Annotated in this window: 18 protein-coding genes and 1 pseudogene; 9 read left to right on the top strand and 10 right to left on the bottom strand. The window is 41.8% G+C overall.

Features of this window, described 5'->3' with window-relative positions; genetic code table 11:
• Positions 1-98 precede the first annotated feature (98 nt).
• On the top strand, positions 99-1,682 hold the full coding sequence (locus D2U88_RS08570) for an amidohydrolase family protein (protein WP_119639948.1): 1,584 nt from the start codon (positions 99-101) through the stop codon (positions 1,680-1,682).
• Between the two features lie 216 nt (positions 1,683-1,898).
• Here the strand turns inward: D2U88_RS08570 and D2U88_RS08565 are convergent, their stop codons facing one another.
• From D2U88_RS08565 to D2U88_RS08540, 6 genes are all read right to left on the bottom strand, one after another.
• The gene (locus D2U88_RS08565) at positions 1,899-4,574 is read right to left on the bottom strand and encodes an alpha-L-rhamnosidase (protein WP_119639947.1); all 2,676 of its coding nucleotides are present in this window, start codon (positions 4,572-4,574) and stop codon (positions 1,899-1,901) included.
• Between the two features lie 171 nt (positions 4,575-4,745).
• Entirely contained in the window at positions 4,746-6,200 is a 1,455-nt protein-coding gene (locus D2U88_RS08560) for an alpha-L-fucosidase (protein WP_119639946.1), read from the bottom strand.
• 138 nt (positions 6,201-6,338) lie between these two features.
• The gene (locus tag D2U88_RS08555; RefSeq protein ID WP_119639972.1) at positions 6,339-8,048 is read right to left on the bottom strand and encodes a SusD/RagB family nutrient-binding outer membrane lipoprotein; all 1,710 of its coding nucleotides are present in this window, start codon (positions 8,046-8,048) and stop codon (positions 6,339-6,341) included.
• Positions 8,049-8,058: 10 nt separating this feature from the next.
• On the bottom strand, positions 8,059-11,154 hold the full coding sequence (locus D2U88_RS08550) for a SusC/RagA family TonB-linked outer membrane protein (protein ID WP_119639945.1): 3,096 nt from the start codon (positions 11,152-11,154) through the stop codon (positions 8,059-8,061).
• 440 nt (positions 11,155-11,594) lie between these two features.
• On the bottom strand, positions 11,595-12,704 hold the full coding sequence (locus D2U88_RS08545) for a glycoside hydrolase family protein (protein ID WP_119639944.1): 1,110 nt from the start codon (positions 12,702-12,704) through the stop codon (positions 11,595-11,597).
• A 5-nt stretch (positions 12,705-12,709) separates the two neighbouring features.
• Positions 12,710-13,783, bottom strand: coding sequence for a carbohydrate-binding family 9-like protein (locus D2U88_RS08540; protein ID WP_119639943.1), 1,074 nt, complete (start codon positions 13,781-13,783; stop codon positions 12,710-12,712).
• Positions 13,784-14,019: 236 nt separating this feature from the next.
• Between D2U88_RS08540 and D2U88_RS08535 the strand changes: the two genes are divergently transcribed.
• The 5 genes and pseudogenes from D2U88_RS08535 (at position 14,020) to D2U88_RS19510 (ending at position 17,974) form a co-directional block, all read left to right on the top strand.
• Positions 14,020-15,102, top strand: coding sequence for a sensor histidine kinase (locus D2U88_RS08535; RefSeq protein ID WP_119639942.1), 1,083 nt, complete (start codon positions 14,020-14,022; stop codon positions 15,100-15,102).
• Positions 15,099-15,791 carry a LytR/AlgR family response regulator transcription factor gene (locus D2U88_RS08530; RefSeq protein ID WP_119639941.1) on the top strand — a complete coding sequence of 231 codons (693 nt, stop codon included), beginning with the start codon at positions 15,099-15,101 and terminating at the stop codon, positions 15,789-15,791. The genes D2U88_RS08535 and D2U88_RS08530 overlap by 4 nt, the downstream gene beginning before the upstream one ends.
• 284 nt (positions 15,792-16,075) lie before the next feature.
• Positions 16,076-16,429 (top strand): annotated as a pseudogene (locus D2U88_RS19865) (cysteine peptidase family C39 domain-containing protein); the annotation flags it as partial.
• 72 nt (positions 16,430-16,501) lie between these two features.
• Entirely contained in the window at positions 16,502-17,626 is a 1,125-nt protein-coding gene (locus tag D2U88_RS19860; protein WP_262696592.1) for a vitamin K epoxide reductase family protein, read from the top strand.
• A 189-nt stretch (positions 17,627-17,815) separates the two neighbouring features.
• Complete coding sequence (locus D2U88_RS19510) at positions 17,816-17,974, top strand: hypothetical protein (protein ID WP_182859145.1); 159 nt, start codon at positions 17,816-17,818, stop codon at positions 17,972-17,974.
• Between the two features lie 71 nt (positions 17,975-18,045).
• Here the strand turns inward: D2U88_RS19510 and D2U88_RS08520 are convergent, their stop codons facing one another.
• Both D2U88_RS08520 and D2U88_RS08515 read right to left on the bottom strand, forming a co-directional pair.
• A complete protein-coding gene (locus tag D2U88_RS08520) occupies positions 18,046-18,669 on the bottom strand; it encodes a hypothetical protein (protein WP_119639939.1) in 624 nt (207 codons plus the stop codon).
• A complete protein-coding gene (locus tag D2U88_RS08515; RefSeq protein ID WP_119639938.1) occupies positions 18,666-19,550 on the bottom strand; it encodes a DUF6734 family protein in 885 nt (294 codons plus the stop codon). Before D2U88_RS08515 ends, D2U88_RS08520 begins: the two co-directional genes overlap by 4 nt.
• Positions 19,551-19,902: 352 nt before the next feature.
• Here D2U88_RS08515 and D2U88_RS08510 point away from each other — a divergent pair, with 352 nt between their 5' ends.
• Positions 19,903-20,997 (top strand): formylglycine-generating enzyme family protein, encoded by a 1,095-nt coding sequence (locus D2U88_RS08510; protein WP_119639937.1) that lies wholly within the window; start codon positions 19,903-19,905, stop codon positions 20,995-20,997.
• A 258-nt stretch (positions 20,998-21,255) separates the two neighbouring features.
• Here the strand turns inward: D2U88_RS08510 and D2U88_RS08505 are convergent, their stop codons facing one another.
• Complete coding sequence (locus tag D2U88_RS08505) at positions 21,256-22,179, bottom strand: hydroxypyruvate isomerase family protein (protein ID WP_119639936.1); 924 nt, start codon at positions 22,177-22,179, stop codon at positions 21,256-21,258.
• Positions 22,180-22,489: 310 nt separating this feature from the next.
• On the opposite strand from D2U88_RS08505, the gene D2U88_RS08500 reads away from it, so the two are divergent.
• Both D2U88_RS08500 and D2U88_RS08495 read left to right on the top strand, forming a co-directional pair.
• Positions 22,490-23,254, top strand: coding sequence for a PIG-L deacetylase family protein (locus D2U88_RS08500; protein ID WP_182859143.1), 765 nt, complete (start codon positions 22,490-22,492; stop codon positions 23,252-23,254).
• Between the two features lie 97 nt (positions 23,255-23,351).
• A complete protein-coding gene (locus tag D2U88_RS08495) occupies positions 23,352-24,014 on the top strand; it encodes a sugar-binding protein (RefSeq protein WP_119639934.1) in 663 nt (220 codons plus the stop codon).
• On the opposite strand, the gene D2U88_RS08490 is transcribed toward D2U88_RS08495, so the two are convergent.
• Positions 23,995-25,038 carry a LacI family DNA-binding transcriptional regulator gene (locus tag D2U88_RS08490; protein ID WP_119639933.1) on the bottom strand — a complete coding sequence of 348 codons (1,044 nt, stop codon included), beginning with the start codon at positions 25,036-25,038 and terminating at the stop codon, positions 23,995-23,997. The two genes, D2U88_RS08495 and D2U88_RS08490, sit on opposite strands and share 20 nt — an antisense overlap.
• Positions 25,039-25,077 lie beyond the last annotated feature (39 nt).

Below are 25,077 nucleotides of genomic sequence, written 5' to 3'. Positions count from 1 at the left end.
AAGAGGATAAAAACAGCAGCCATTGAAGGAACCAATCAACATTACAAATAACGTAGGACCAATTTTTTTAAATAACCAACATTTTAAACCTAAACTTTATGAAACATTTTTTACTGACCGTATTTTTTGTACTTCCCATGCTGTTAAGTGCCCAAACCATTGGTGCGCCAGACAGAAAACCAGGCGAAGGTGAAGGGCCGTTCGACAGGCTTATTATTCGTGGGGCAATATTGATAGATGGAACAGGGGGGCCTGCTTCGGGTCCTGTGGATATCGTAGTGGAAAACAACACAATCGTTGATATTGCAAGGGTAGGCGTACCCAAGGTGGCCATTGATGAATCAAAACGCCCAACTTTGGGAAAAGGAAAGACCAAAGAGATCGATGCAACGGGAAAATATGTAATGCCCGGACTGATCGATCTTCACGTGCATACCGGGGGGGCACCAAAGGCCCCAGAGGCAGAATATGTCTATAAGCTTTGGATGGCCAATGGTATCACTACCATTAGAGGTGTACCTTTTGGTGACCTAGAGTGGTCGTTGAATGAAAAAGAAAGGAGTGCCAAAAATGAAATTGTGGCACCAAGAATGATTTCCTTCCACAGAATTGGAACTGGAAAAGAATGGAAGGGCAGGAAGATTTTAACCCCAGAGGAAGCCAAGGAATGGGTTCGATATGCCCATAAAAAAGGAGTGGATGGCCTAAAATTGGGATCACATCGTCCTGAAATCATGAAAGCCGTATTGGATGAGGCAAATGCCCTTGGCATGGGAAGTACGGCCCACCTTGCACAAAGCGGGGTTGCACAAATGAATGCCGTAGATGCCGCCAGATTGGGACTGACCAGTATGACCCATTTTTATGGCCTATTTGAGTCCATGTATGAAAACAATGATGTGCAACCTTGGCCCGTGGACATCAACTATGGGGATGAGCAACATCGTTTTGGTCAAGTGGCCCGTCAGTGGAACTTGGTAAAACCTGGTGGTGAAAAATGGAATGCCTTGCTTGAGGAGTTTTTGAAGTTGGATTTCTATATCAACCCGACCATGACCATTTATTCTGCAGGTAGGGATGTAATGCGGGCAAGGAACGCAGATTGGCATGAAAAATATACGCTGCCATCATTGATGGACTTCTTTTCCCCAAGCCGAACAAGCCATGGTGCGTATTGGTTCGATTGGACCACGGAGGATGAAGTGGCGTGGAAAAAATATTATCAGGTTTGGATGCAGTTCCTGAACGAATACAAGAACATGGGAGGAAAAGTCACCCTAGGGTCCGATTCTGGCTTCATCTACCAATTATATGGTTTCGGAACCATTTTGGAACTTGAAATGTTCCAGGAAGCCGGTTTTCACCCACTTGAGGTCATCAGGGCAGCCACCATGCACAGTGCCGAGGAAATTTTCAAACCTTTAAAGAAACCTATCGAATATGGAGTGATAAGACCCGGTCTTTTGGCCGACATGATCATTGTTGACGAAAACCCGTTACAGAACCTGAAGGTACTTTATGGAACCGGAGCTGTTAGACTGAATGACGAAACGGCTAAAGTAGAAAGGGTTGGCGGTATTGAGTACACCATAAAAGATGGTATTATTTATGATGCCAAAAAACTATTGAGCGATGTTGAAGCCATGGTAAACAAGCAAAAACAAGAAAGAGCCGGACAATAAGTCAATCTCATTTTAGGGTTGCTACATGCAAAGCATCCCTATAATTCCAAGAAACTATTTCTAAGCAATGTTATGGACCAGCTTAATCTGTGACAGTAAAGCGCCCCCTTTCCTAGGGGGTGTTTTATTTAAGGAGTCAACAGCATCAATTGAACACTTATCTTTACATGTATACAAGAAAAATTCTTATAACAAGACACATACAAAGTACTTTGATCAATATTTTTCAATGGAAAAGGTATAGGAACCGGCTGTAAGGTCTATTCCATTCGTTTTGACTTCCATAGTTGAAATCTCTTTGCTGTTCAATTGTATTTTATCCCCTTGAAGATACAGCTTGGCACTACTATTGGAAGGAACTTCGCAATGATAGGTCACAAGGTTACCCACTTTTTCCCATTTCGAAACAATCAAACCGTACCTGCTCCTAAATTCAGCTTCAAAATGGGTCAGTCCATTCACGAAATTAGGTTTGAGTATAATTTTTTTGAACCCTGGAGAACTCTCGTCTGGTAAAATGCCCCCGATACCTTTATAGAACCACGCACTAATGGCACCAAACATAATATGGTTCCGTGACAAATCCGAAGAAGCGTCTATGTCCCAGTTTTCATACAAGGTAGTGGCCCCATTCTGAATCCACCATCCCCATGAAGGATAGGTTTCTTGGGATGCTACCAAAAAGGCCAAATCTGCGTAGCCGTTTTGGCTAAGTGCTCCCAGAATGGTTTTGGTGCCGAGGAGGCCAACATCGATATGGTTTGTCTTTTGGACTTCTTTGGCCAAATTGTCCGCTACCTTTTGTATGAGCGAATCGGGTACGATGCCCCAATACAGGGGAGCGCTCAATTCTGTTTGAAAACCATCACCATATAAACCAGTTTCTGTGTTCAAATACTTTGTATTGATGGCATTTTTTATGTTTTTGGCCAACTGGGTATAAGTTTCATGATCCTTTTCTTTTCCAAAATGTTGGGCAGCTTTAGCCAAGATGGTCGCATCCACATAATAATAGATGGACGAAGTGAATTCCTTGGGGGTAACCGATTTTACAGGGACCCAATCCCCTAGTCCCCAATCGGTAAGACCTCCATCATAGCTGATGGATGTGATGTGGTCCACATATTTCTTGAGTGGGTCGTACATTTTTTCCAAGGCGTGGTCATCTCCATAAAATTGGTACAGCTCCCAAGGAATAATGGCAATGGTACTGGTCCAATCAGGGCCATTGCCCCAATCATACCCCCATCCACCCCAAGTGGGGATTATGGAGGGGAGCACCCCATTGGCCTGCTGCTCATCTCTATGATCATCCATCCATTTTTCGTACACTGAAATGGCATCATAGTTATACAGTCCTGTTTCGATATTGATATGCGCATCACCCGTCCAGCCGTTCTTTTCCCTCTGCGGACAATCCGTGGGATACCCAAAAAGATTGGATAGGTAACTGGCATTAGTGGCCTCCCAAATTTTGTTGATGGTCTCGTTGGAGGTATGGATCTTCCCAATGGGTTCAACATCACTGTGCATAAAATAAGCTGCAATATTCTCCAATTCCATGTTGATGGGCCTATCACTTTTCACAGCCACATATTGAAATCCTTTGTAATTAAACCGCGGTCTGAAAATTTCCTCTTCACCGCCTTTAAGAGTATAAATATCCGTTTGAAATGGATCCAGTGTGTCCTTCGGCCTATAATGAACAATGATGTTGGATAGGTCCAGATTTCCCAAACTATCCAATTGTTCTGCGTGAGTGACCTTGATCCGGGTTCCTTTTTCGCCTTTTATCCTGAGTTCCGTAACCCCGGCAATATTTCTGCCCAGATCAAAAATATAGTGCCGATTGCTTCGCTTTTCCATTTTTACAAATTCCATTTTCTCTCCGGTGATGGGGGGCATTACCTCTGCCGTAATCTTTCCCGAAGGTGCTTTTACTTCCAGGGCCGAATTCCAACCAGCAGCATCATAACCGCTTTGGTTCCATCCTTCAATTTCAAGACGGGCATCATAGTGCTCAGCGGTGTAGATGCTGTTGAACACCACTGGGGACAATTTGGTCTTCCATGATCCATCGGTCCCGAATACCTCGTTGGTACCATCTGCATACCATATCCGAATGTTCATCAAAAAACGTGGGCGGTTACGCCATCCTGCTTGATGAAAGTTCCATACTGCGGTAGACTGGTGGTTATACCAACCATTTCCCAAAAGCACTCCAATAGCAACCTTATCCTCTTTAAAAAAGGCAGTTACATCATGGGTCACATAAAGATTTCGCCTGTCAAATCTGGTGTAAATGGGTTCCAACCAGTGGTTGCCTACCTTTTGTCCGTTCATATATAGCTCATACAATCCAGCCGCTGTAACATAAGCCCTTGCCTTTACCACCCTTTTTTTGGGAATAAATTCCCTTCGGAAATAAGGGGCAGGTTTTAGGTCCACATCTTCCACATCGGTAATCCAACTTCCTTCCCAATTGGTAACATCCATCGTCCCGGTCTCAAAGGATGAGACACTCACACCACTCACGCTATCGTCATCGGATGAAACCTGAACCCCCCAATAATATTTAGTAAAAGGTTGTAGTGGTTTACCATCATATACCAGCAATGTAGTGTCCGATTCCCTTTGCTCATTCCAATAGATCCCCTTTCCTTTGGCAACCGCCATTGAATCGGTATCCACAGAAATGTGGTATCCTCTTTGTTCCCGAACAGATTTTCTTGAATCAACCCTCCACGAAAACCTGGGCTCTGGAGTATCCAATCCCAAGGGAGCGTCCACATGCTCAACCCTCAAATCTGTTGTAGTAATTGAGTCCCTATCTGGGGAACATGAGTTTAAAAAGATAGCCCCTAAAATGCATAGGTATATCAATCTGAACATAAGAGTCTTATTTTACCGTAAAGGTATGGTTCCCAGAACCGACTGGCAAGGTTGCAAGATGCGCTCTTTTTCCAAGAATCCATAAAAGCATTGAACCAAACTTTCAACCGATTTGGGGACTACCTTCACAGAAAAGGGTACTGGGATAAGGTTTTGATACCTAATTTTAGGTCAATAAACTTCAACATTGGAAAGGACAGGGCAGCCAAGGGACTCTGTAATGACCACTTTTAACCTTGATGTCCACTTTTTCCCCATGGGTAAGATTCTTTTATATCCGATGGTGGTTTCACTTGCAATCTTATTCCATGAACCTTGCTCCCATGCAAATACATCAAAAGCTGCTACCCTCTGCCCCAATTGGATATACTCTTGAAGTAGAAGATAGTTCAACACTTTTGGAGACCCAAAATCAAGTTCAAAGGAAGCTTGGGTAACCCCATTATCGGTGGACCAGTAGGTGTCTTCGTCGTTATCAATCATTCGGGTCGGTGCATATGTTTCATCATTACCGCGAAATGAACTAGCCGTAACACGGGAGTCGGTTGCAATATTTTTATTGAAAACACTGTCCAAAATCCTTTTGAATCCTTGAAGGGAAGCAACATCCTTTTCATGGAACAACCCTCTCCTGTCCGGTGGAACGTTCAACAAGAGATTGGAACCTCTACCTACCGACGTCAAATAGAGTTGAAAAAGGTTTTCAGCACTTCTCACCAAAGAATCCTGTGCCTGATGATAAAACCAGCCCGGTCTAATGGAAACATCCACTTCGGCCGGAATCCAGTGGCTTCCACCCTTTGTACCCTGCTGCAAAAGGTCTTCTATTCCAGCTTTACCTGCATAGAGCGTGTCGGGCGTAATGGTGTTCCAATTGGTTTCTCCTGCAATGCCCCGTTCATTGCCAACCCATCTGATATCGGGCCCGGCATCACTAAAGAAAAGAACATTGGGTTGCATGGAATCCACTATTTTCAATGTGTTTGGCCAATCGTAATAGTGTTCTCCGTCAATGGCTCGTTTTTCACGCGCGCCACCGTAAAAACCGTCTCCCCCATTGGCCCCATCAAACCACATTTCAAAAATGGGTCCATAGCCCGTAAACAACTCTTTTAACTGGTTCCGATAATACTGTACATAGGAAGCTTGCCCATAATCTGATCCATTACGGTCCCATGGGGAGAGATAGACCCCAAACTTAAGCCCATATCTTGCGGCAGCTTCGGAAACTTCCTTGACCACATCACCATTTCCTTTGTTAAATGGACTGTTGGCAACTGAATGATCGGTATAAGCGGTTGGCCAAAGTGCAAAACCATCATGATGTTTGGCCGTTAATATGATGCCCTTAAAACCCGCTTCCTTTAAAGTGGCCATCCATTGGTCTGCATTAAATCCAGATGGATCAAAAAGGTCCGGGGATTCATCCCCATAACCCCATTCCCTGTCCGTGAAGGTGTTTATGGAAAAATGTACAAACGCATTGAGTTCCATCTGATGCCATGCCAATTGATCACTGGTAGGTAACGGACCCAATGGCTGAGGAGGGGGTACTTTGCCCTTATCCTTACAAGCTGTTCCAGCCAAAATCAAAAAGGCAAAAAACAATTGGAAATATCGGTGCATATCCTTTGGGATTTGTTTTAGTATGGAAACAATATAAAAAAAGTAAAGGAAGAATAAATCTCCCTTTACTTGCTTAACTCTAATTAAACTAACTCAATATATGAAAAGATCACATGATTGTTCCATATTACCGCTGGTTTATTGGGCAAACCATAGGACAGTCCCCTGCATATCAGCTCCTTGTGCAGAGTTTGCAGCCTCGGTATTTGTACCATTGGTATTATAAGCAGCGGTACCGTAACGCATTCTTTGCGGATACGCACCATTTAACGTACCGGCACTGTACAGATCATAGTCGGATACCCCGGCAGACAACTCTGATGGATATCCACTATCCCTCACGATAGCCCATGCTTCTGAACCATCCGTATAAGCCGCAATCCACCTTTGGATGCTTATCTTTTCCAGGTTTTCCTCTGCTGAACCATCTAAAAGGGCCATATCCTCAGTGGTCAAGAACGTTTCAATGGCGGCATCATCCACACCCCAAATCTTCATGGCCTGCCTAATACCGTTTTGGTATAACGTCTGTGCGTCACCAGCCGCCAAACCTTTTACAATGGCCTCAGCTTGCAAGAAGTTCCCTTCTGCAGCTGTGAAAACAATCTCCGGGAAAATGTCCTTTCCTTGGTTCTTGGCATTGATGATCAATTCCGCGGGCCTTGAGAAAAGGGCTTCCTTAACGTGTGTATAGATCAATCCGTTTAAACGGGTAGGCTGCCCAACATAATATGGGGTATCGGTAGCAACATTTATGGTAACCGTGGGTAATCCATCGCCATTGGCACCATCTGCCCTCGTATAGCTGACCCCAGCGTTGTCAAGCTGAGCCAAGATAAAATCGACATGTTTTGTGAACAGAGTAGCACCCTCTCCCTCAGCGGGCTGGGTGAAAACCACTTCACCTCCATCGATGGGCTGTGCGTACATGGGCAATCTAGGGTCATTGTTGCTTTGCAAGTAATCAACCAAGGTTTTGCCTACTGTCCAGTTCGATCCTACACCAAAATTATGCCATACATCTCCATAAGCGGCATTGGACCACTGGGATATTTCTGTATCCTTTTCCATTAGGGCGTTATCTGTTTCCGCTACCAAAAGATCGGCCGACATGGCCTCACTAATGGCTGCATTGGCAAAATCAGCTCCTGGGGCACCCTGGGCCCTTAACGCCATTCTGAGCTTAAGGGTATTGGCCAGTTTCTTCCACTGCTGAAGATCTCCCCCGAAGAAGAGGTCATTGTCGGACAAAAGCTCTACACCTTCACCAGTTTCGGTAGATGACCCTATAATTTCCATGGCCTCATCCAATTCATTGATGACACCTTGATAAATAGTGGCCTGTGAATCATAAACAGGGGTTATGATATCCGGGTTAAGTGCTTCTGAATAGGGTACCATTCCAAAAACGTCGGTATAGGTTTGATAATACAACCCTTTCATGATCAATCCAATGGCGTAAAAGTTCTGGTTTTCAAGTTCGCCCCCTTCTTTCACGAAGTTCAAAAAGGCGCTGAGACTTGTCACATATCCCGATAAATAATCAAAAGCAGCATCAGTATACCCTGAATTGTAATTGTATGAAAGGCTATCGTCCCACCAACTGCCATTAAAGCCAAAACAAAATTGACCTGCAAAACGATCCCAATGGATCAATTGTGCCCTCCAGTAGGGGTACCTATCCGGTGCATACAGACGTATCTGTGTCTCAGTAACAAAATATTTGGCACTGACCTCATCCGATGTGAAGGCACTGGGGTTTTCGTTGATTTCGTCAAAATCGGAACAACTTATTGCGAACAATAGGAAGGACAATACCAATCCTATTCTCATTATTTCTTTTTTCATCATCATTTTTTTATAGTTTCAGGTTAAGGTTCAACCCAAGGCTCCTGACCGTGGGCACGTTGTTAATGGATATACCCTGTCCGGTCAACCCAGTCCCCAAAGTTGCATCAGGATCGATGTCTTTTGCCTTTTTGTAGAAAAAGAACATGTTTCTTCCTATCACTCCCAAGGATGCAGAATTGAGGCCTATCTTCCGTACCAAATCCCTGTTAAAGTTATAGGTGAACGCAAATTCCCTCAATCTAACATTGGTCTGTTCATAAACATAATTCTCCGCTATACTGGACATGGCGCCCCAGTATTCTTGGGCCCTAATGCTTTCTGTGTTGGCCACTCCGGTATCGGAATTGATGGCATCCACCACTACACCGCCATCCCTATATTGCAATGTTCTTTCAGAAACACCCGAACCATCCAAACTGGCCGAGGTTGCGGAATAGATTTCTCCACCCACACGACCATCGATCAAAAAGCGCAAGGAAAGGTTTTTATAGGAAACGGTGTTGGTTAGACCTCCTATCCAATCTGGTTGTGAGTTCCCTAAAAGCTCCCTTTCAGAAGATGCATAAGGAATACCTTCCGCATTCACCAATCTGTTTCCTGCGTCATCCTTGGCCCAAACGGTACCGTAAATATCCCCAATACCACCACCTACATTAGCTGTGATGGCCACGTTTCCTGAATTGGTCGTGTTAAGAACGGTTCCATCCAACCCTTCGATCAGTGAGTTTACCGTATTCTTGTTCTTTGAGAAGTTGAACGATACATCCCATGAAAAATCCTTGGTCCTGATCGGTACACCTCCTATCAGGAATTCGACCCCTTTGTTCTGCACCTCTCCAATGTTCGATTTGTAATAATTATAACCGGTTGCCGCAGGCACAGGCAAATCATAGATCATGTCATTGGTAGTGATGTTGTACAATGAAAAATCAAAATACAAACGGTTGCTAAACAACTTTGCCTCAGCACCAAATTCCAATGATTTAACACTCTCAGGTTTTAAGTTCTCATTGTATCGGATATCGGGAGCACTCAAGGTGGTCAATCCCAAATATCCTTGTTGTGGTACATCAAAGGTCTGGTACAATTGGTATACCCCGGTATCATTACCTACTTCCGCCCAACTGGTCCTTAGCTTGAACATATCCAACACATCCTTATCGGGATCGATGAACCTGTCCACAAGAATTGCATAACTCACAGATGGATAAAAATAGGAGCGGTTGTTATCTGCCAAGGTAGACGACCAGTCATTCCTTGCCGTCAAATCCAAATACATGAAATTATCATAACCCAATGACACCGATCCATATAAAGAATTTACCTTCTTGATCTGCATGGGTGTGTGGGTGCTGGACTGAATGTTGGTATTCGCCAACAAGGCCCTTGTAGGTATTTTGAACTGCGATCCCGTTACGTTCATACTTTCAACGGTACGCTTGGACAAGTTGCCCCCAACGTTTGCCGTAATGTTAAGTTTCTCGGTGATATTTTTGTTGGCCGTAATCAAGAAATCAGAATTAAGTTCTGTAAACTTATCATCGGTGAAGGAAAGATACCCGTACCTATTGAAATGATGCCCCACTGGATTGACCACCTCGGTCCTTACATTGGTAACATCGCCCCCCATTCTGATGAAGGCGGATAACCAATCGGTAAATTCATAGTTAAGCTTTCCAAAGCCGATAAAGCGATCGCGCCTTTGGTTGTTCCTGTCCTCGTATTGGATCCAATACGGGTTACCAATGCTCTTTCCACTACCTGAGTAGCTGATTACATCATAATCGCTAAGACCGTTGGCAGGGTCATATAAGGATGGGGTATCGATTTGATAGGTCTTCAAATCGTTCACATCAACACTTCTGGGCATATAATATACGTAGCCCAAAACACCTTCAGAACCCAAATTCACCCTATTGGTCAAATCTTGGGTAAAATAGGTTGCCTTACCATCAAAGCTCAACTTATCGGAGATATCCACCAATGTTCTTAAATTGAAGTTATGGCTCTGCAATTTGGAATTTGGAATAATGGAAGTGGTATAATTGTTCGTGTAGGAAAAACGCATGCTATAATCGTCCCCTCCTTTATCCAAGGAAATGGAATTGATCAGCTTTTCCCCTGTCTCAAAGTAATCTTCCACATTGTTGGGCTGTGCTGAGTAAGCCTTGGTATTCCCTGTGTAGTAAAGTTGCTGTGACCCATCCATTCTAGAGCCCCAGGAAGCAGTTCCCATACCGGCCAAATCCGCATAAGGGGTACCATTGCTACCCTGTCCGTACTGGTTTTGATACTCAGGCAGGAACATTGGGTTTTCCAAGGTAACATTCGAGTTGAAGGAGATGCCCAAGCCTTTCCCCTTGGTTCCTTTTTTGGTAGTGATCAACAATACACCACTTGCTGCACGCGAACCGTAAAGAGCTGCCGCATTAGGACCTTTCAATACGGAAACGGACTCGATATCCTCTGGGTTCAAATCGGTGATACCCCCACCAGTAACGCTACTGCTGTAAACGCTACCACCAGATTCGGTGCCAGACATATCGATTGGGATACCATCCACAACGATAAGTGCTTGGTTGTTTCCTGTAATGGAGTTGTTACCTCGAAGTACAATCCTGGAACCCGATCCCACGCCACCTGACTGGTTGACTACCAGACCGGCAACCTTACCAACCAAGGAATTGGCCACGTTGTAGTCCTTTACCGTGTTGATCTGTTCAGATTCTACCTCGGTCACGGCATATCCCAGGGATTTTTTCTCCCTACTGATGCCCAAGGCGGTTACTACCACCTCGTCCAAGAGCTGCGTATCCTCTTCCAAGGAAACACTGATGGTACTCCTACCGGATATGGAAGCCTCGAAAGGCTTGAATCCCAAATAGGAAAATACCAAAATAGCATTGCTGTCCGAAACAGTAATGCTATAGTTCCCGTCGAAATCGGAAGTGACTCCGTTGCTGGTTCCTTTTTCAACAATGTTGACTCCTGGAAGCGGTGTCCCCGTTCCATCAGAAACCGTCCCGGTAACTGTTTGTGCCATTGCCGCCTGTACGGAAAACAATATGGCAAAAACAAATACATACTTAAGTTTTTGAATCATGTTAGTTTTTTTGATCGTTAATTAAGGTATTTAGTTTTGTTAGTGTTAACATTTAGTTAACCTTAGTGAAAATCCCGATTACTATACCAAATGAGAAAAAATTTCGACCAACAACGGTAGCGAAAAGCCGAAGGGAGGAATTGCGCTTTTAAAAAAAATTAGAAAAACGAATATTTGGGAACGATAACGATTGAAAGCTTAAAAAATATTTTTTGCCTGCACAAGAAGTCTGTACCAACCCCAACAAAATTAATGGGTGTGCATTTCTTACAAGTGTTTACAAATACACTTGTCCATCGCCCCATGACAACCAATCCCATTAAAAAAGGCCTCTTGGCAAAGGTGAAAAGCCGTATACTTCAATCCCTTTTGCACAAAAGACCCATTTCAAATTTTGAACGGGAATCAACCCTACTTGGTTCCCGTCCAAATCGTTACCCTTATTGTTCCTGCTTGGAGGATTTTATCACTTCAAATTGTTCATCGGTTATGGCAGGTCCATCGAAAAAGGAAACCCCTTTTGCCCCATTTTTCCTGGCTTCCCGAATAGCATTGGCCAAATCTTCAGGACTCATTCCCGGAACATAGATCCCGGTGTGGAGTTCCGTTCCCTTATCTTTAAGATCATCCACCCCTTGTTTGGTTGCAAAACCGACCCAATCGGTGCCTTCGTTGTAAAAAACATTGTAGATCATCGGTAGAACCGCATCAATATCCCATTTATCCCATCGTTGTCTCACCATATGATCCGCCATTTCGGGATAAGGGAACACCGCGGCCGTCAAAATCTTGTTGTTCTTGTGTGCAATTTGATAGGCTTCGTTGACCACATTCCTGATTTTATTAAGTCGGAACTGTTTCCATTCGATATCAATGGCAGGATTCTCCATTTCCCTCGGGTTTTTATGGTATTCTTTCTGGAATTCCTCGATACAGACATCACAATAACAGAAATCATATTCAGGAAGTTCCTCGTTCTGTACCAAATCGTATTTAGGCAAGAGGCCTACGGGAAGGTAAACATCGGGGAACCGGATATAATCCAAATGTACACTGGCCACGTCCTCTACTTTGGAAAGACCTTCCACCAATCGCAACACATGATTGCGGGATGCCTCTCTTGTTGGGCATAAAAATTCATAATACCCCACATAGGGTCTGTGATCATATGCAGATTCTCCTTTTCTGCTTACCACATACCATTCTGGATGTTGGCGTACAATGGAATCCCCAGGCCGATTCATTGCCATGATCCAGGCGTGTACTTCCAAGCCTTCTTTTTTGGCCAATGGGGCCAAGCGACCTAAAAGGACCGGGTCTGTATTGGTGTTGATCAAAACCGCATCCAACCCATTCGCTTTGTATTTTTTGAATTCGGAAATGTATGAAGCATCATCCCGTTTTGGATCTGCCGTGATCCAAGTCCAATATTTAAAAGGTTGTTCTTTTTGGGTTTGGTTTTCCCCTACCTGTGGTTTCCTGTCTATATTGTCCAGGCACGAAAACATGACCACGGCCAATAACGACGCTAAAATCAAATGTAATTTCATCTTTCTCAGTTTATGTTGTGTTGGTATTTTCCGTCCTCACGAATGGTGTACAAAATGCCGGTAAATGGGCTTTTTGCCCAAATGTTCCATCCCGTCCTATGCAGCTCCATTTCAAGTTCAATCTTGGTCCCATCGGACAATATTGGTTCTTCCCCTAAATCTTCCAATTTGCTTGCATACATCCCGTTTTTGGCAAAAAACTTCTTTTGTTCCCTGTAAAACCTATAGAGCATCCATCTGATCTCTTCATCCCTTGGGATGCTGAATTCATCATGGTTTCCTGCTACTCTAGGTGAAAAATAGGCGTAGCCCCAATGTTCTGGTTCATGCATGTTGATGACCCCTTGGGGGGACCATACCCAGTTGTGTTCTGGAAGGTACTTTCCATCCGAATCCTTTTTTCTTCCATACTTTCCATTTTCCAACTGGAAATCCCAGTTCACCCTAGAAAAATTAATACGCCAAAATTTACCTTTGGGCACTTCATTGCTTTCACTTGTCTCGGTCAGAACTGACCAAGGCATGGCAATCTCCACATTCCAACCTTTGTCCACATCGGAAGGGTCGTTCAAGGTTCCATTTACCTTAACGGCCGTTTTTAGGCCAAGAATATCCCAGCTATCCACTATGGGGCCTTGTTCCCTGTACGGTTTTACCAACAAAAGGTCCCAAACGGTGTTTAGGGCATTCATTTCGAATTCATAGTAGTTATGGGTATCTCCATCGGGGTCGATGAAAATCTCAAAATCGTTATTGTAGAAAATCACGGTATCCCTTTGATCCAAGGTGGCCCACACATGTGGCTCTTCCAATTCCGCAAAAAAGTAAAGGTATTCCTCATCCCATAGCATTCGCACATTGGTCCGGTAGGTCGGTACCGTAACTCCTTCAATATCCATAAAACCATCGGATATCATGGCATTTCCCCAAGCTGCTTCTTTTGCCATACCATCCACATTTATAGACTCTTGGGTCTTGTATACCACTATGGACTTGGGTACGGTCGTTTTCTGGGACATAGCCACAAAATGGGCCATGAGCCCAAGTACAAAAACCACCCTTTTTGCTATAATTTGCATTTAAATGAAATCAATTTTTATCGCTTTACACCAAACTACTTTCATACGTAATCACCAAGAAAATGGTTGCTAGGTCATTTAAAAAGCCTTGATTTGCTTCGGCAAAAATCCCGCAGACCAAGGCCCAAAGCAGATGTTTTGGAAAAATTCCTAATTTCATCCGTATTTAGGATCCTTTATTAGACCAATGACCATTATCAAAAGCCAAATGTTCAAAAAAGTAAGAATTCCTGTTAATGCGCGCACAAAATCAAGTTAATAACAACTTTCTGGTCAATGCGGTGACCGAGTACAAGATAAGACCAATACACCATGTAATATTCTGGTCCATCTATTTCATGTTCAATTTTTTGAGGTGGGGCAGTTACTTCAACGACTACATATATTCTTTCAAATCAAATCTTTTGGGGTTCCCCATCCATATTACGCTTTCCTATTTCACCATCTATTTTTTGATTCCCAGGTTCCTGTTCAAAAGAAAATACATCTCCTTTATTGTAATACTGTTCCTCAGCATATTAGTAATGGTCACCATCAAATACCTGCTCACCCATTTTTTGATCAGTTACAATGTATGGCCAGAGGGGCCGGAGACCTATAGTATGACCTTGAACTTTACCGTGGTCATGATGTTGGGGGAACTCTATGTGATCACATTTGTGGCTTCCTTCAAATTCACCATGGATTATTTACGGGAAACAAGAAAAGCATCACGATTGGAGAAAGAACAATTGGAAACGGAACTTAGATTTCTACGCGCCCAGATATCGCCCCATTTTTTCTTCAATACCCTTAACAACATCTACTCGTTGAGCCTTGAAAAATCTGACAAGACCCCGGACACCATCATAAAGCTTTCCGATCTGATGCGCTACGTTTTGTATGAAACCAAGGAAAACAACCAAAGCTTGCGAAAGGAAATTATTTTCATCAACAACTACTTGGACTTGGAGAAAATGAGATATAATGAGAACCTACAGTTGGATTTTAAAGTGACTGGAGAATCCAAAGGGAAAAAAATTGCTCCTTTGCTGCTGGTCCAGTTTATAGAAAATGCCTTTAAACATGGTGCCAACAAAAGCATAGGAAAAGTTAAGATCGGAATCGATGTACATGTTGAAGAAAAGTTTCTATACTTTAGGGTCGGTAATACCAAACCAAAAAATCCTGGTACAATTCCGAAAAAGTCCCCTGGAGGGATAGGCCTCTCCAATGTGGAAAAAAGGTTAAAGTTGAGGTATGGGGAAGATGAATACAAATTGAGTATCCATGAAGAGTTGGATGAATATGTTGTTAATTTAATGCTCAAGCTTAGATGATTTTAAAATGCGTTATTATCGATGACGAACCTTTAGCGGTCAAGGTCATTGAAAATCATATATCACAAATAAAGGAGCTCCAGACAGTGGCTGTTTTCAACAATGCCATAGACAGTATGGAATATTTACGTGAAAACAAACCGGACCTTCTTTTTCTGGATGTGAACATGCCCATTATCGATGGTTTCAGTTTTTTGGAAAGTTTGGACGACAAACCCTTAGTGATCATCACATCTGCGCATGCGGAACACGCGGCCAAAGGTTTTGACCAAGAGGTATTGGATTATTTGGTAAAACCGATATCTCTACCTCGATTCATCAAAGCCGTTAACAAGGCCTTGTCCAAAATGAAGGACCATGCCAAAACAGATCTATACCACGACCACATTTTTGTAAAAGTGGATAAAAAGAAGATGAAAAAAATTTATTTGGATGACATCATCCTTATTGAAAGCTTAAAGGATTATATCAAGATCATTACCACCAAGGACAATCATATCGTACATAAGACCCTTAGTGCTTTCACTGATGAACTTTCCAACGATAATTTCATCAGGATCCACCGTTCCTATACCGTTTCAATAGATAAAATTGATGTCTTGGAAGGCAACAGCGTGGAAATTAGGGGGAAACGATATGTGATCGGGCGTAGTTATTTGGATGATGTTAAGTCACGTATACTCGAGTAGACCATATCTCTACTATCAGGTACAATCCAAATCAAGCCAAAGCTGCCCAAAACCACAAATGAACTTCACCAATTAGTTGATCATATTCCTGCCCCATTAAGAATTATAGATTCTTTTAATTCCATTTGAGAGGTTCCGAAATCCTTCAATAGGTCGGTTTCAAGACCAACTTCCCGAACACCACTGGTAGTATCAGATACTCTAAAATCAATTTTACTGTATTATATTTACTTCTTATTTTATAATATTTTTCTTATTATATTTAAAGTTATAAATTACAAACCAGTTCTATGGATGTAATGCTTTTAAAAGCGATCAAGTCTTATTTAAAGGCATTGAATATTCAAGTTTCAACAGAGGAACTGGAACTACAGCTTTTCAGTAATCCACACACCCCTTCCCTTTATGCAATCTCCGAAACTTTGGATTTTTTAGGCATCGATAATGTTGCTGTTAAAATAGAACCTCACCAATTGGATGAACTTCCGGAGCATTTCATTGTATTTATTGATGGTGAGGATGGTTCCCCATATTTTTCGCATGCACAAAAAAAGGGGGTGACCATTCACTTAAAGGCTGAAAAAAGAAAAATCAGTAGGGAGGAGTTTTTTCAGATATGGGATGGGATTGTATTATTAGCGGAACAGAGAGAAGTATATAACTCCAAGAAAACCTATTTCCCAAATCTTATTGGGTACTTTTTTTTAGCGTTGCTCTTGGTCTTTTTCTGGGACAGACCATTGGAATTGGCGTTTTCTACCTTAGGCTTGGCGGGTATGTACATATCACTGGAGATATTTGCCACCTCAAATAATAGAAGTACAAATTTTGGCAAAAAGGTATGCGGAGGTAAAGATGGTGAGGGTTGTGCCAAAATACTCAATTCTGACCAATATAATCTTGGTGTTTTTACACCCAATGATTTCCTTTTTGCTTTTCTACTTTCCTCCACTACGCTGCTCATTATCAGTAAAGAATTTACCTTGCCCCATTTGATTGTTCATTCCTTGGCCATACTCGTATTGTTCATTACCATTGGCATACAGGCGTTTATCGTTAAAACTTGGTGCAGGCTTTGTCTTGTTTCAAGTGCAGTGCTATTACTCCAAGGCGTATTGGTGCTTACATATTTTTTTTACCACACCATTGAACAACGTTTCACGTTCAAGCCGATTGCATTTCAACTTGTCCTGTTAGGTTTATTGTTCGGTACCTATCTAATTGCAGTTCGACAGTACAGGGATATCCAGAAAAAAAATTTCAGTCTTGGCCTTTCGGAGATGGAATTACTCAAATTCAAAAGGTTTCCAAAAATCATGCGGTTCATTTTAAAGGATGCGGAGCAACTACCAGTCCCAAATGGAGCGGAACAGATCGTTTTCGGAAATATGGAAGCTAGACTTCAAATCACCATTATCCTTTCATTTACCTGCAGTTTTTGTACAAATTCATTTTTAAAATTTTACGCTCTTTATCTAAAAAGAGGGAATGAAATACGCTTCAGAATAATATTTAACCAATATGATACAGAGGATCCTAAGTTTATCCATTTGGCCAATTTTCTGATCGACTCCTACAAGGTCAACTCCCCTGATAATTTTTTAGAGCTTTTGAAAACATGGTATTTAAAAAAGAATATGGGGAAATCTATCCATCAAGATTCTCAAAAAGGAAAAGCCCTTTTGTCCCAGCATCGCGATTGGTGTGAAAAGAACCATCTGTATCAAACCCCTACAATAGTCATAGACAACTCCATTGTGCCTTACTACTACAGTGCCGATTTCCTAGAGGACTTCATTGATGTTCTCAAGGAGGAGTTGAATGAAGCCCCTTAACCAAAAGGCTTTCATTTAAACCGCGGATATGCATATTGCCTGTAAACTGTTAAAAATTAGCTGTTGTTAATAATTATTATAATAATAAATTAAATTTTTAACATGTTTTAGCTTACTTTTAAGTGAGTTATTTCTGGTATATCCCTCAAGCCACATATTGAAATTGTAGGGAATTCTTATTCTAAAGTTATGGGACAATTCAGTCTTAAAAATCTCAAGGAAAGGGCGTTAAAAGAAGCCGAAATGAAAAACATCAAGGGAGCCGCTGGTGGAGCATGTTATCCGGAGTATTACTGCGGTGCTTACTACTGTGCCAATGTAAACCCTAGTGCATGTTGCTGCCCCTAAGGTCAGGTCGTTAAATCTTTTTTTGATTTAGATGCAATCCCCAAAAGGTCCGAAAAGTTTTTCGGGCTTTTTTATTTGGCTACCAGAAAAGTACGGTAATACAAAACTTGGCCCGTTATGTATTCCAACAAGATGTCCCTCATGTTCCCTGGCTCCTCACCTAGGGCATCCGATACTAGATTTAAGATATCATGAAATGAAAATTCAGAAGAATAATCCATTAAATCCAGTAACATGCTATTCAAGCCAATAAGACTTAGTTCTTTGGGAGCCAATTTTAAATAACTTGGCATAAACAAATAGTGTGTTTTTTGTGCAAAAGGTGCGGTGTTCTCCTGATTTGTCCATAAAAAGTCGGTTTTTACCAAGTAGTCCTTGAGATTTGCATTTATCTTGAAGCTGGTTTTTTGTTTTTCTTCTGGAGATTTGGCACAAAATTCAACCGCTAAACTTATTTCTTCACAGGCATTTTCAACTTCAATAATAGAATTCTCCATAATGTGATACCGCTGAACCTCCAATGAAATAAAATCTTGAAAATACTCCTGAGTATCAACACTATCATTCATACTATGCAGACTTTCAAATACATACTTCTTTTCCCTAATGTTTAGAAAGCGTGCCATTTCAATGTTTTGGACTCCCTTTATATTTGCCGTTTCTGCCCATTCCATAAAATACCTTCTTGTATTCATAACCATCCTTTATCAAAAGCAGTTTTCACTCGATCATAGTACTCTGGATATTCACTGATCAGTCTTGCAACGGCAAGCTCCAAAAATTCAGTTGACTTCTTAAAGTGACTGATAAGGTGTATGTAACGCGATTTCCCGGGAATATCATGGAATGCCGCAAAATTTTGGCCCCTATCGTTGGATTTAAAAAGCGAGGAAGGTTCTATCTGTTTTTCCGTAAGGATGTTGCTGAACAAAAATTGCTCGTAATATAGGTTTAGTATCCCAACATTGATATCCTTGATTTTATCACGATTATGGTCTATAAGTTCGAATGCCTTTTTTGTATAAAAACGGAAAAGTTCTACATCAGTGCCTCCAATGATTCCCGCGTTGATTAGTTTTATCTTGTCGTCCAGCGTGGCATTGAACTCTATGGGTACACTATTAAAATGATCATGGACATAGGAATGGATCTCTGTATACTGATCGATGTTATGATCAAAACTTTGACAGAAAACCTGCTCAGCTAAAACAGCATTTAGGACAGGACCAAAAAAAAACACATCCCCATCCACATGACAAAAAGGTTCCTCCTGTATTCTGTAAGCGTGAAGTTTGCCAAGAGCCCAAAGTTTCTTGTCATAATCATCCAAAGCATCCAAATCCCTGGAAAATGACTCATATGGCAATCCAAGAAGTTCTTGAAAGATATACAAACCTACTTCATCCGTTATCAAATGAAGACTTGGATAATATTTTTTAATTGACAAACAACTATAGCACCAAACACAATAAAAAATAAAGGAGGTGGGAAAGCCGCCATGATGACGATAGTTCCAGTTGTTCCTATTATCGTCATCTTCAAAAGGCTTGGACCAGAATGATTGAATAAACTTCATCTAAAAAAGAACAGACGGTCGGACATAAAGTCTCTATTTTCGATACCATCTAAAAATAACCTTTTATATTTTATGTAGGAAATTTCATAAAATATTTTTATACAATGTACAGCCTAAATTGAATAGTGGCATACACGGAAACACTGATGAAATCAACAAAGCCATGGAAGTCAGGTCTTGGCTGCTCTTCAATCATTTTCATCATTTTACCTTGAGGAATATTATGAAAATTTCAAAGCCAACCCGTTGATCGAATATTGGAAACTCTCTTAAGAAATAGTACCAAGAATATTTAAAAACCCGAAATTAGCGGAATAGACCAAGTCAAAATATCCTGATAAAAGTTAAAACAATGGCATTGAAACATAAATCCACAGTTTATATCATCCTGTTTGCCTTCTTGGTAAGTTGCAAGTCCAGAACAGATGGGGCAAATGAACCCATTCGAACATTAGAAATACAAGAGACTCCTAAATCCATAAATCCGCCATCCGAAGCACCTGAGGGTACGGTATGGATACCAGGTGGGAATTTCATGCAAGGAGCCGTTCCGCAGGACAATATGGCCATGATGCACGAAAAACCGGCACATCAAGTGCATGTTGATGGTTTTTTTATGGATATCCACGAGGTGACCAATGCACAATTTGCAAAGTTCATCAAGGAGACCGGATATGTTACCGTGGCCGAAAGGGAAATAGATTGGGAAGAAATGAAAAAACAATTGCCCCAAGGTACACCAAAACCCCACGACTCCATTTTACAACCAGGATCCTTGGTGTTCAAAAAGACCAAGTCCAGCGTGCCTAACCTGTATGACTACTCGCAATGGTGGGAATGGAAAATAGGGGCCAATTGGAAACATCCCAATGGCCCAGAGAGCACCATTGAGGGCAAAGAGAACGAACCTGTGGTCCACATCGCATTCGAAGATGCACTAGCCTATTGTAAGTGGGCAGGAAGAAGGTTGCCTACCGAGGCCGAATGGGAATATGCCGCACGGGCAGACAAAAAGGACGAACTGTTCTTTTGGGGAAGCGATATCTCTCAGTTGAGCACCCACGCCAATTCTTGGGAAGGGGAATTTCCAGTTGAAAATACCAAGGAAGATGGATTTGAACGCAGAGCTCCCGTGATGAGCTATCCAAAAAATGGATTTGGCCTTTATGATATGGCCGGGAATGTGTGGGAATGGACCAGCGATTGGTACAACACGAATTATTACAAGGAACTTGCCGACAAAAATGAGGTTGTCCAAAACCCCCAAGGGGCTCTTATGGCTTATAATTCCTCTAACCCATATGCTAAGGAAAGAGTCATCAAGGGTGGGTCGTTCCTCTGCAGTGCCTCTTATTGTGCCAGTTACCGCATAAGTGCCCGTATGGCCACCAGCCCAGACTCCGGCATGGAACATTTGGGGTTTAGGACAGTTTTGTCGACCCAATAATAATTACTTTGTTAATATTTAAGCTTGTCGGCTTTCCTGTTTCACCATGCACAGTTGTCAATACGCTCTTTCAAAGTATTGAAAAAACAGGCCTTCCCATAGGAAACCTTAATATTGATGTCAAACTCTTCTTTGGGTGATTGTGGTTTTGAACTAAGGAAAACTTGACAATCAATAAATCAACAAGGTCTAAATTGCCGACAGAATATAAAAATCAGTAGAGTAGAATGCTGAAATAATCTTTATTTGATCCATAAATCAAAATGAATCAGATACCCTATAGGCTTCGATTACGGCCGCTTCACCTTCCTTCCCTTCCATGGAATTACCGTGCTCCATACCCACAATACCCGTAAATCCTTTGGAATGTATGTGTTTGAAAACATTTTTAAAGTTTATTTCGCCAGTAGTAGGTTCATTTCTACCAGGGTTATCACCAACCTGAAAGTAACCGATCTCATCCCAACATGCATCTATGTTGGGAATTAGGTTACCTTCTTGGATCTGTTGGTGATAGATATCAAAAAGTATCTTGCAGGAAGGGCTATCCACGGACTTGCATATTTCAAAGGCTTGTGGGCTATCCGTTAAAAATAGGCCAGGATGGTTGTGAAAGTTCAAGGGCTCCAAAACCATGGTCAACCCATGGGGCTCCAAAAGCGAGCAAGCTCGTTTCAACGATTCTATGACATTGGCAGTCTGATATCCTTTTCGCAATCTAAGGTCCACATGGCCCGGTACCACGGTCATCCATTTGGCGTTGACCCTTTTGGCAACTTCGATGGACTCCTTTATTTCCTTCAGAAACTTTTCACGCAGCGATACATCTCCACTAGCGAGGTTGGGTTTGTCCCAATAAATTTCATGGGCCACAAATACCCCCATGGCAATACCCCTTTCCATCATGGTTTTGGCCATTTTCTCCTGAAGGCTTTGATCCCTGCCTTTCATCTCATTGTCCTCAAAAGCGGTAAAGCCCATATCCGCCATAAAATTCAACTGGTCATTGGGGTCATTACCTGCAGATTCCTTGAACATTCCTAAATGGGGGGCGTAATTAAGGTTGAATGGCTTTTGTTCCTTCTTGGGATTCCATTCGGCAGCGGACAATACCCCTGCTCCGCCCAAACCTAAAGCAGCGGATACAACCATCTTTTTTTTCACAAAGTCCCTACGGTTCATACAATACTTACTTTTAACAAATTCATATGGTCAAGTACTTACATCTTCAAAACCATGTTTTAAATATAGCCAGAAATGTATGGAATACACCTTAAATTCTTCAATTCCATGAGAGTTGTAGGAAACTACTTTGATTTGGAGGTAATTAGAAGTGTTTCGTACATACTTACAACAGAACCATTATCTTTAATAGCTTAACCAATTCAAATTGCCTGTGTAAAGTAAACCTATGTTGTAAATTGAAACACTTCCATTTATGAAAAAACCAAATTTCCGTTTTTTATTTAGTTCAGCCTTAACCCTTGTTCTGATGCTATCCGTTCAGCATGAACTTCATGGTCAAAAACCTCTTGAAGGCAAGGTATTGATGGCTATTTTTGCACACCCCGATGATGAGGGAACCGTTGCCCCCATTCTTGCCAAATATTCCAGGGAAGGTGCCCAAATACATCTGGTCACGGTAACTGACGGCAGGTACGGTTCCAACGAATTCAATAACCATATGGAAGGTGATACATTGGTTGCTATACGGAGAGAGGAATTAAAATGTTCCGCAGCAATTTTAGGGGCCAAACTTCGCCATCTGGATTATCATGATCAATTAAGGGCCGCGGAAGGCTATGATGGCCATATACCCCAAGCACGAGGAATCATAAAGGACTTGAATGCCATTATTGAGGAAGTAAAACCCGATGTTTTGATTACCTGGGGGCCTGATGGTTGGTCCAACCACATGGACCACCGTCTTGTTGGCGCCTCGGTCACACAGGTGTATCTGTCCAAAAACTGGGAAAAACCTATGTCGCTCTATTTTTGTGGTGTTCCTTCCGATTTGATCGAAAACCCAGAGGAAAGAATGTTGCACGGATTGGAAAGAAAATATTTGACCACCAAAGTGGCGTTCACCGATGAAGATCTGGACAAGGCTTACCTTTCTCATAAATGTCATAAAAGTCAAATCAACCCAGAAACGACCAAGGAAGACCTAAAAAAGAATTGGTATAAAAATTCGATGTTCATTTATCTTCGAAAATTTGAAGGTCCCAAAGAGACATCGGACACGGTTTTTGATTAAACTACTGCATGGAACATTCATGAAATAAAAACAATAACCCAAACCCAATGGTTTTAAAATTATTCTGAAATTCATGATAAGAAACATTGATGGATAAATGAAAGAATATGTAGTCAACCATATCTCCTCCGATCAATTGAGTATTACCGGAAAGGCAGATGATCCGTTATGGAAAATGGCCCATATCTTAACCGACTTTGGCTCACCTTGGCGTAAGCTTCATAACACAACAACAGAATTCAGGGCCTTATGGGATGATGAAAATCTATATTTCATGTTCCGGGTTTCGGACACCAGTATCCATATAGACAAAAAGGGCATTGGCAATGAGAGCATAAACGTTTCCGACAGGGTGGAGTTGTTCTTCCGACAAGACGATTCCCTTACCCCTTATTATTGTTTGGAGATCGACCCGACTCCTAGAATTATGGATTTCAAGGCACTTCCTAAAAGGGTCTTTGATTTTAATTGGAAATGGCCCGAAAGCCATTTGATCGTAAAATCCCATTGCGATACAAATGGATTCATTGTTGAAGGTAGCATCAGTAGGGTATCTTTAGAAAAACTGAACTTGATCCAAAACAATAAAATTGAAACGGGAATCTTTAGGGCAAAATATGAAAAAGTGGACACTTCCGTATATGAGTCCATTTGGATTTCTTGGGTGGATCCCAAAACGGAAACTCCCAATTTTCATATAGCCTCATCATTTGGTACACTGATACTTGGGGATAGGAATCCTAATTTTCCAGATAAGTAATCAAATTTTCAGAATTCACTATACCAATGGGCAACAACTTTTTACTGGGTATTTCCTTGTTGAACAAAAAATGTTCTATCAAATACGTCAATCCAATATAGGTCTGGGTCTTTGGGCTCTGGTGTATCAAAAATGAGATCTTATCCTTCCTTAAAAGATCGTTGTTCCTATCCAAAAGATCATAACCGATTACCTTGGTGTTCTTGCGGTTAAGCCCTTGAAGAATCTCCACCAAATTGTATGACTTGGAGGTGGTCACAAAAAAAGCCAAGGCTTTATTGTTCGATTCCAAAAAATTGACCAAGGATTGGTCAGGGTCCGCTTGGTCTACACTTAAGGTCAATATCGTATGGTCGGCCCCTTTCAATCCATTGAAATAGTCCCTGAAACCTTTTTCCTTCTGTTGCATATGAATGGCATTGCTCAGGGATTCACTGAAATGGCAAATCACAATGTCATGGTGATCCGGAACAATGGTATGCATCAACTTAGCGGCCACCCTCCCACTCTGATACAAATCCTGTCCCACAAAACTGACGGCTTGCTCCAAATCTATTTGGCTATTGAACGTACTTACGACAATACCGGCAGATCTGAAACTTTTTATGGCATTTATACTCTCTTTTTGAAATAGTGGGGACAGTAGCACAGCATCGGGTGTCAGTTTCAATATCTGTTCATTGACTTCCTTGAAGGATTGGGTACTACTGGGACCATAAAAGAACAATTTGATGTCCACCAAAAAGGATCTAAATTCTTCTATGGCCTGATTTACACCATCAACGCAAGGAATCCAAAAGTTGTCCTCCTTGGGGTCCGGCAAAACAACACAAATTAGGTAAACCTTATTGTTTTTTAAGCTCTGTGCTATTGGGTTGGGCTTGTAGTCTATCTCCTCAAGTATTTTGGTGACCTTTTCCAAGGCCTTCTGGGAAACCTTGCCCCTTTTATGGATCACCCTATCCACAGTGCCTTTTGATACTCCTGCCTGTTCAGCAATATCCTTGATCGTGTATTTCTTCATATTTAGGCAAATATATAACAATGTTCGTTGACAAAAAAT

Origin of the sequence: Flagellimonas aequoris (assembly GCF_003584165.1) — a bacterium.
Lineage (GTDB): Bacteria > Bacteroidota > Bacteroidia > Flavobacteriales > Flavobacteriaceae > Flagellimonas > Flagellimonas aequoris.
Note: the sequence above shows the minus strand (reverse complement) of the source record. Positions and strands in the feature narration are given on the sequence as shown.

Excerpts from the sequence above, each read along its gene's own strand:
- D2U88_RS08570 (WP_119639948.1), top strand. The coding sequence starts at position 99 with ATGAAACATTTTTTACTGACCGTATTTTTTGTACTTCCCATGCTGTTA.
- D2U88_RS08565 (WP_119639947.1), bottom strand. The coding sequence starts at position 4,574 with ATGTTCAGATTGATATACCTATGCATTTTAGGGGCTATCTTTTTAAAC.
- D2U88_RS08560 (WP_119639946.1), bottom strand. The coding sequence starts at position 6,200 with ATGCACCGATATTTCCAATTGTTTTTTGCCTTTTTGATTTTGGCTGGA.
- D2U88_RS08555 (WP_119639972.1), bottom strand. The coding sequence starts at position 8,048 with ATGAAAAAAGAAATAATGAGAATAGGATTGGTATTGTCCTTCCTATTG.
- D2U88_RS08550 (WP_119639945.1), bottom strand. The coding sequence starts at position 11,154 with ATGATTCAAAAACTTAAGTATGTATTTGTTTTTGCCATATTGTTTTCC.
- D2U88_RS08545 (WP_119639944.1), bottom strand. The coding sequence starts at position 12,704 with ATGAAATTACATTTGATTTTAGCGTCGTTATTGGCCGTGGTCATGTTT.
- D2U88_RS08540 (WP_119639943.1), bottom strand. The coding sequence starts at position 13,783 with ATGCAAATTATAGCAAAAAGGGTGGTTTTTGTACTTGGGCTCATGGCC.
- D2U88_RS08535 (WP_119639942.1), top strand. The coding sequence starts at position 14,020 with ATGCGCGCACAAAATCAAGTTAATAACAACTTTCTGGTCAATGCGGTG.
- D2U88_RS08530 (WP_119639941.1), top strand. The coding sequence starts at position 15,099 with ATGATTTTAAAATGCGTTATTATCGATGACGAACCTTTAGCGGTCAAG.
- D2U88_RS19510 (WP_182859145.1), top strand. The coding sequence starts at position 17,816 with ATGGGACAATTCAGTCTTAAAAATCTCAAGGAAAGGGCGTTAAAAGAA.
- D2U88_RS08520 (WP_119639939.1), bottom strand. The coding sequence starts at position 18,669 with ATGAATACAAGAAGGTATTTTATGGAATGGGCAGAAACGGCAAATATA.
- D2U88_RS08515 (WP_119639938.1), bottom strand. The coding sequence starts at position 19,550 with ATGAAGTTTATTCAATCATTCTGGTCCAAGCCTTTTGAAGATGACGAT.
- D2U88_RS08510 (WP_119639937.1), top strand. The coding sequence starts at position 19,903 with ATGGCATTGAAACATAAATCCACAGTTTATATCATCCTGTTTGCCTTC.
- D2U88_RS08505 (WP_119639936.1), bottom strand. The coding sequence starts at position 22,179 with ATGAACCGTAGGGACTTTGTGAAAAAAAAGATGGTTGTATCCGCTGCT.
- D2U88_RS08500 (WP_182859143.1), top strand. The coding sequence starts at position 22,490 with ATGCTATCCGTTCAGCATGAACTTCATGGTCAAAAACCTCTTGAAGGC.
- D2U88_RS08495 (WP_119639934.1), top strand. The coding sequence starts at position 23,352 with ATGAAAGAATATGTAGTCAACCATATCTCCTCCGATCAATTGAGTATT.
- D2U88_RS08490 (WP_119639933.1), bottom strand. The coding sequence starts at position 25,038 with ATGAAGAAATACACGATCAAGGATATTGCTGAACAGGCAGGAGTATCA.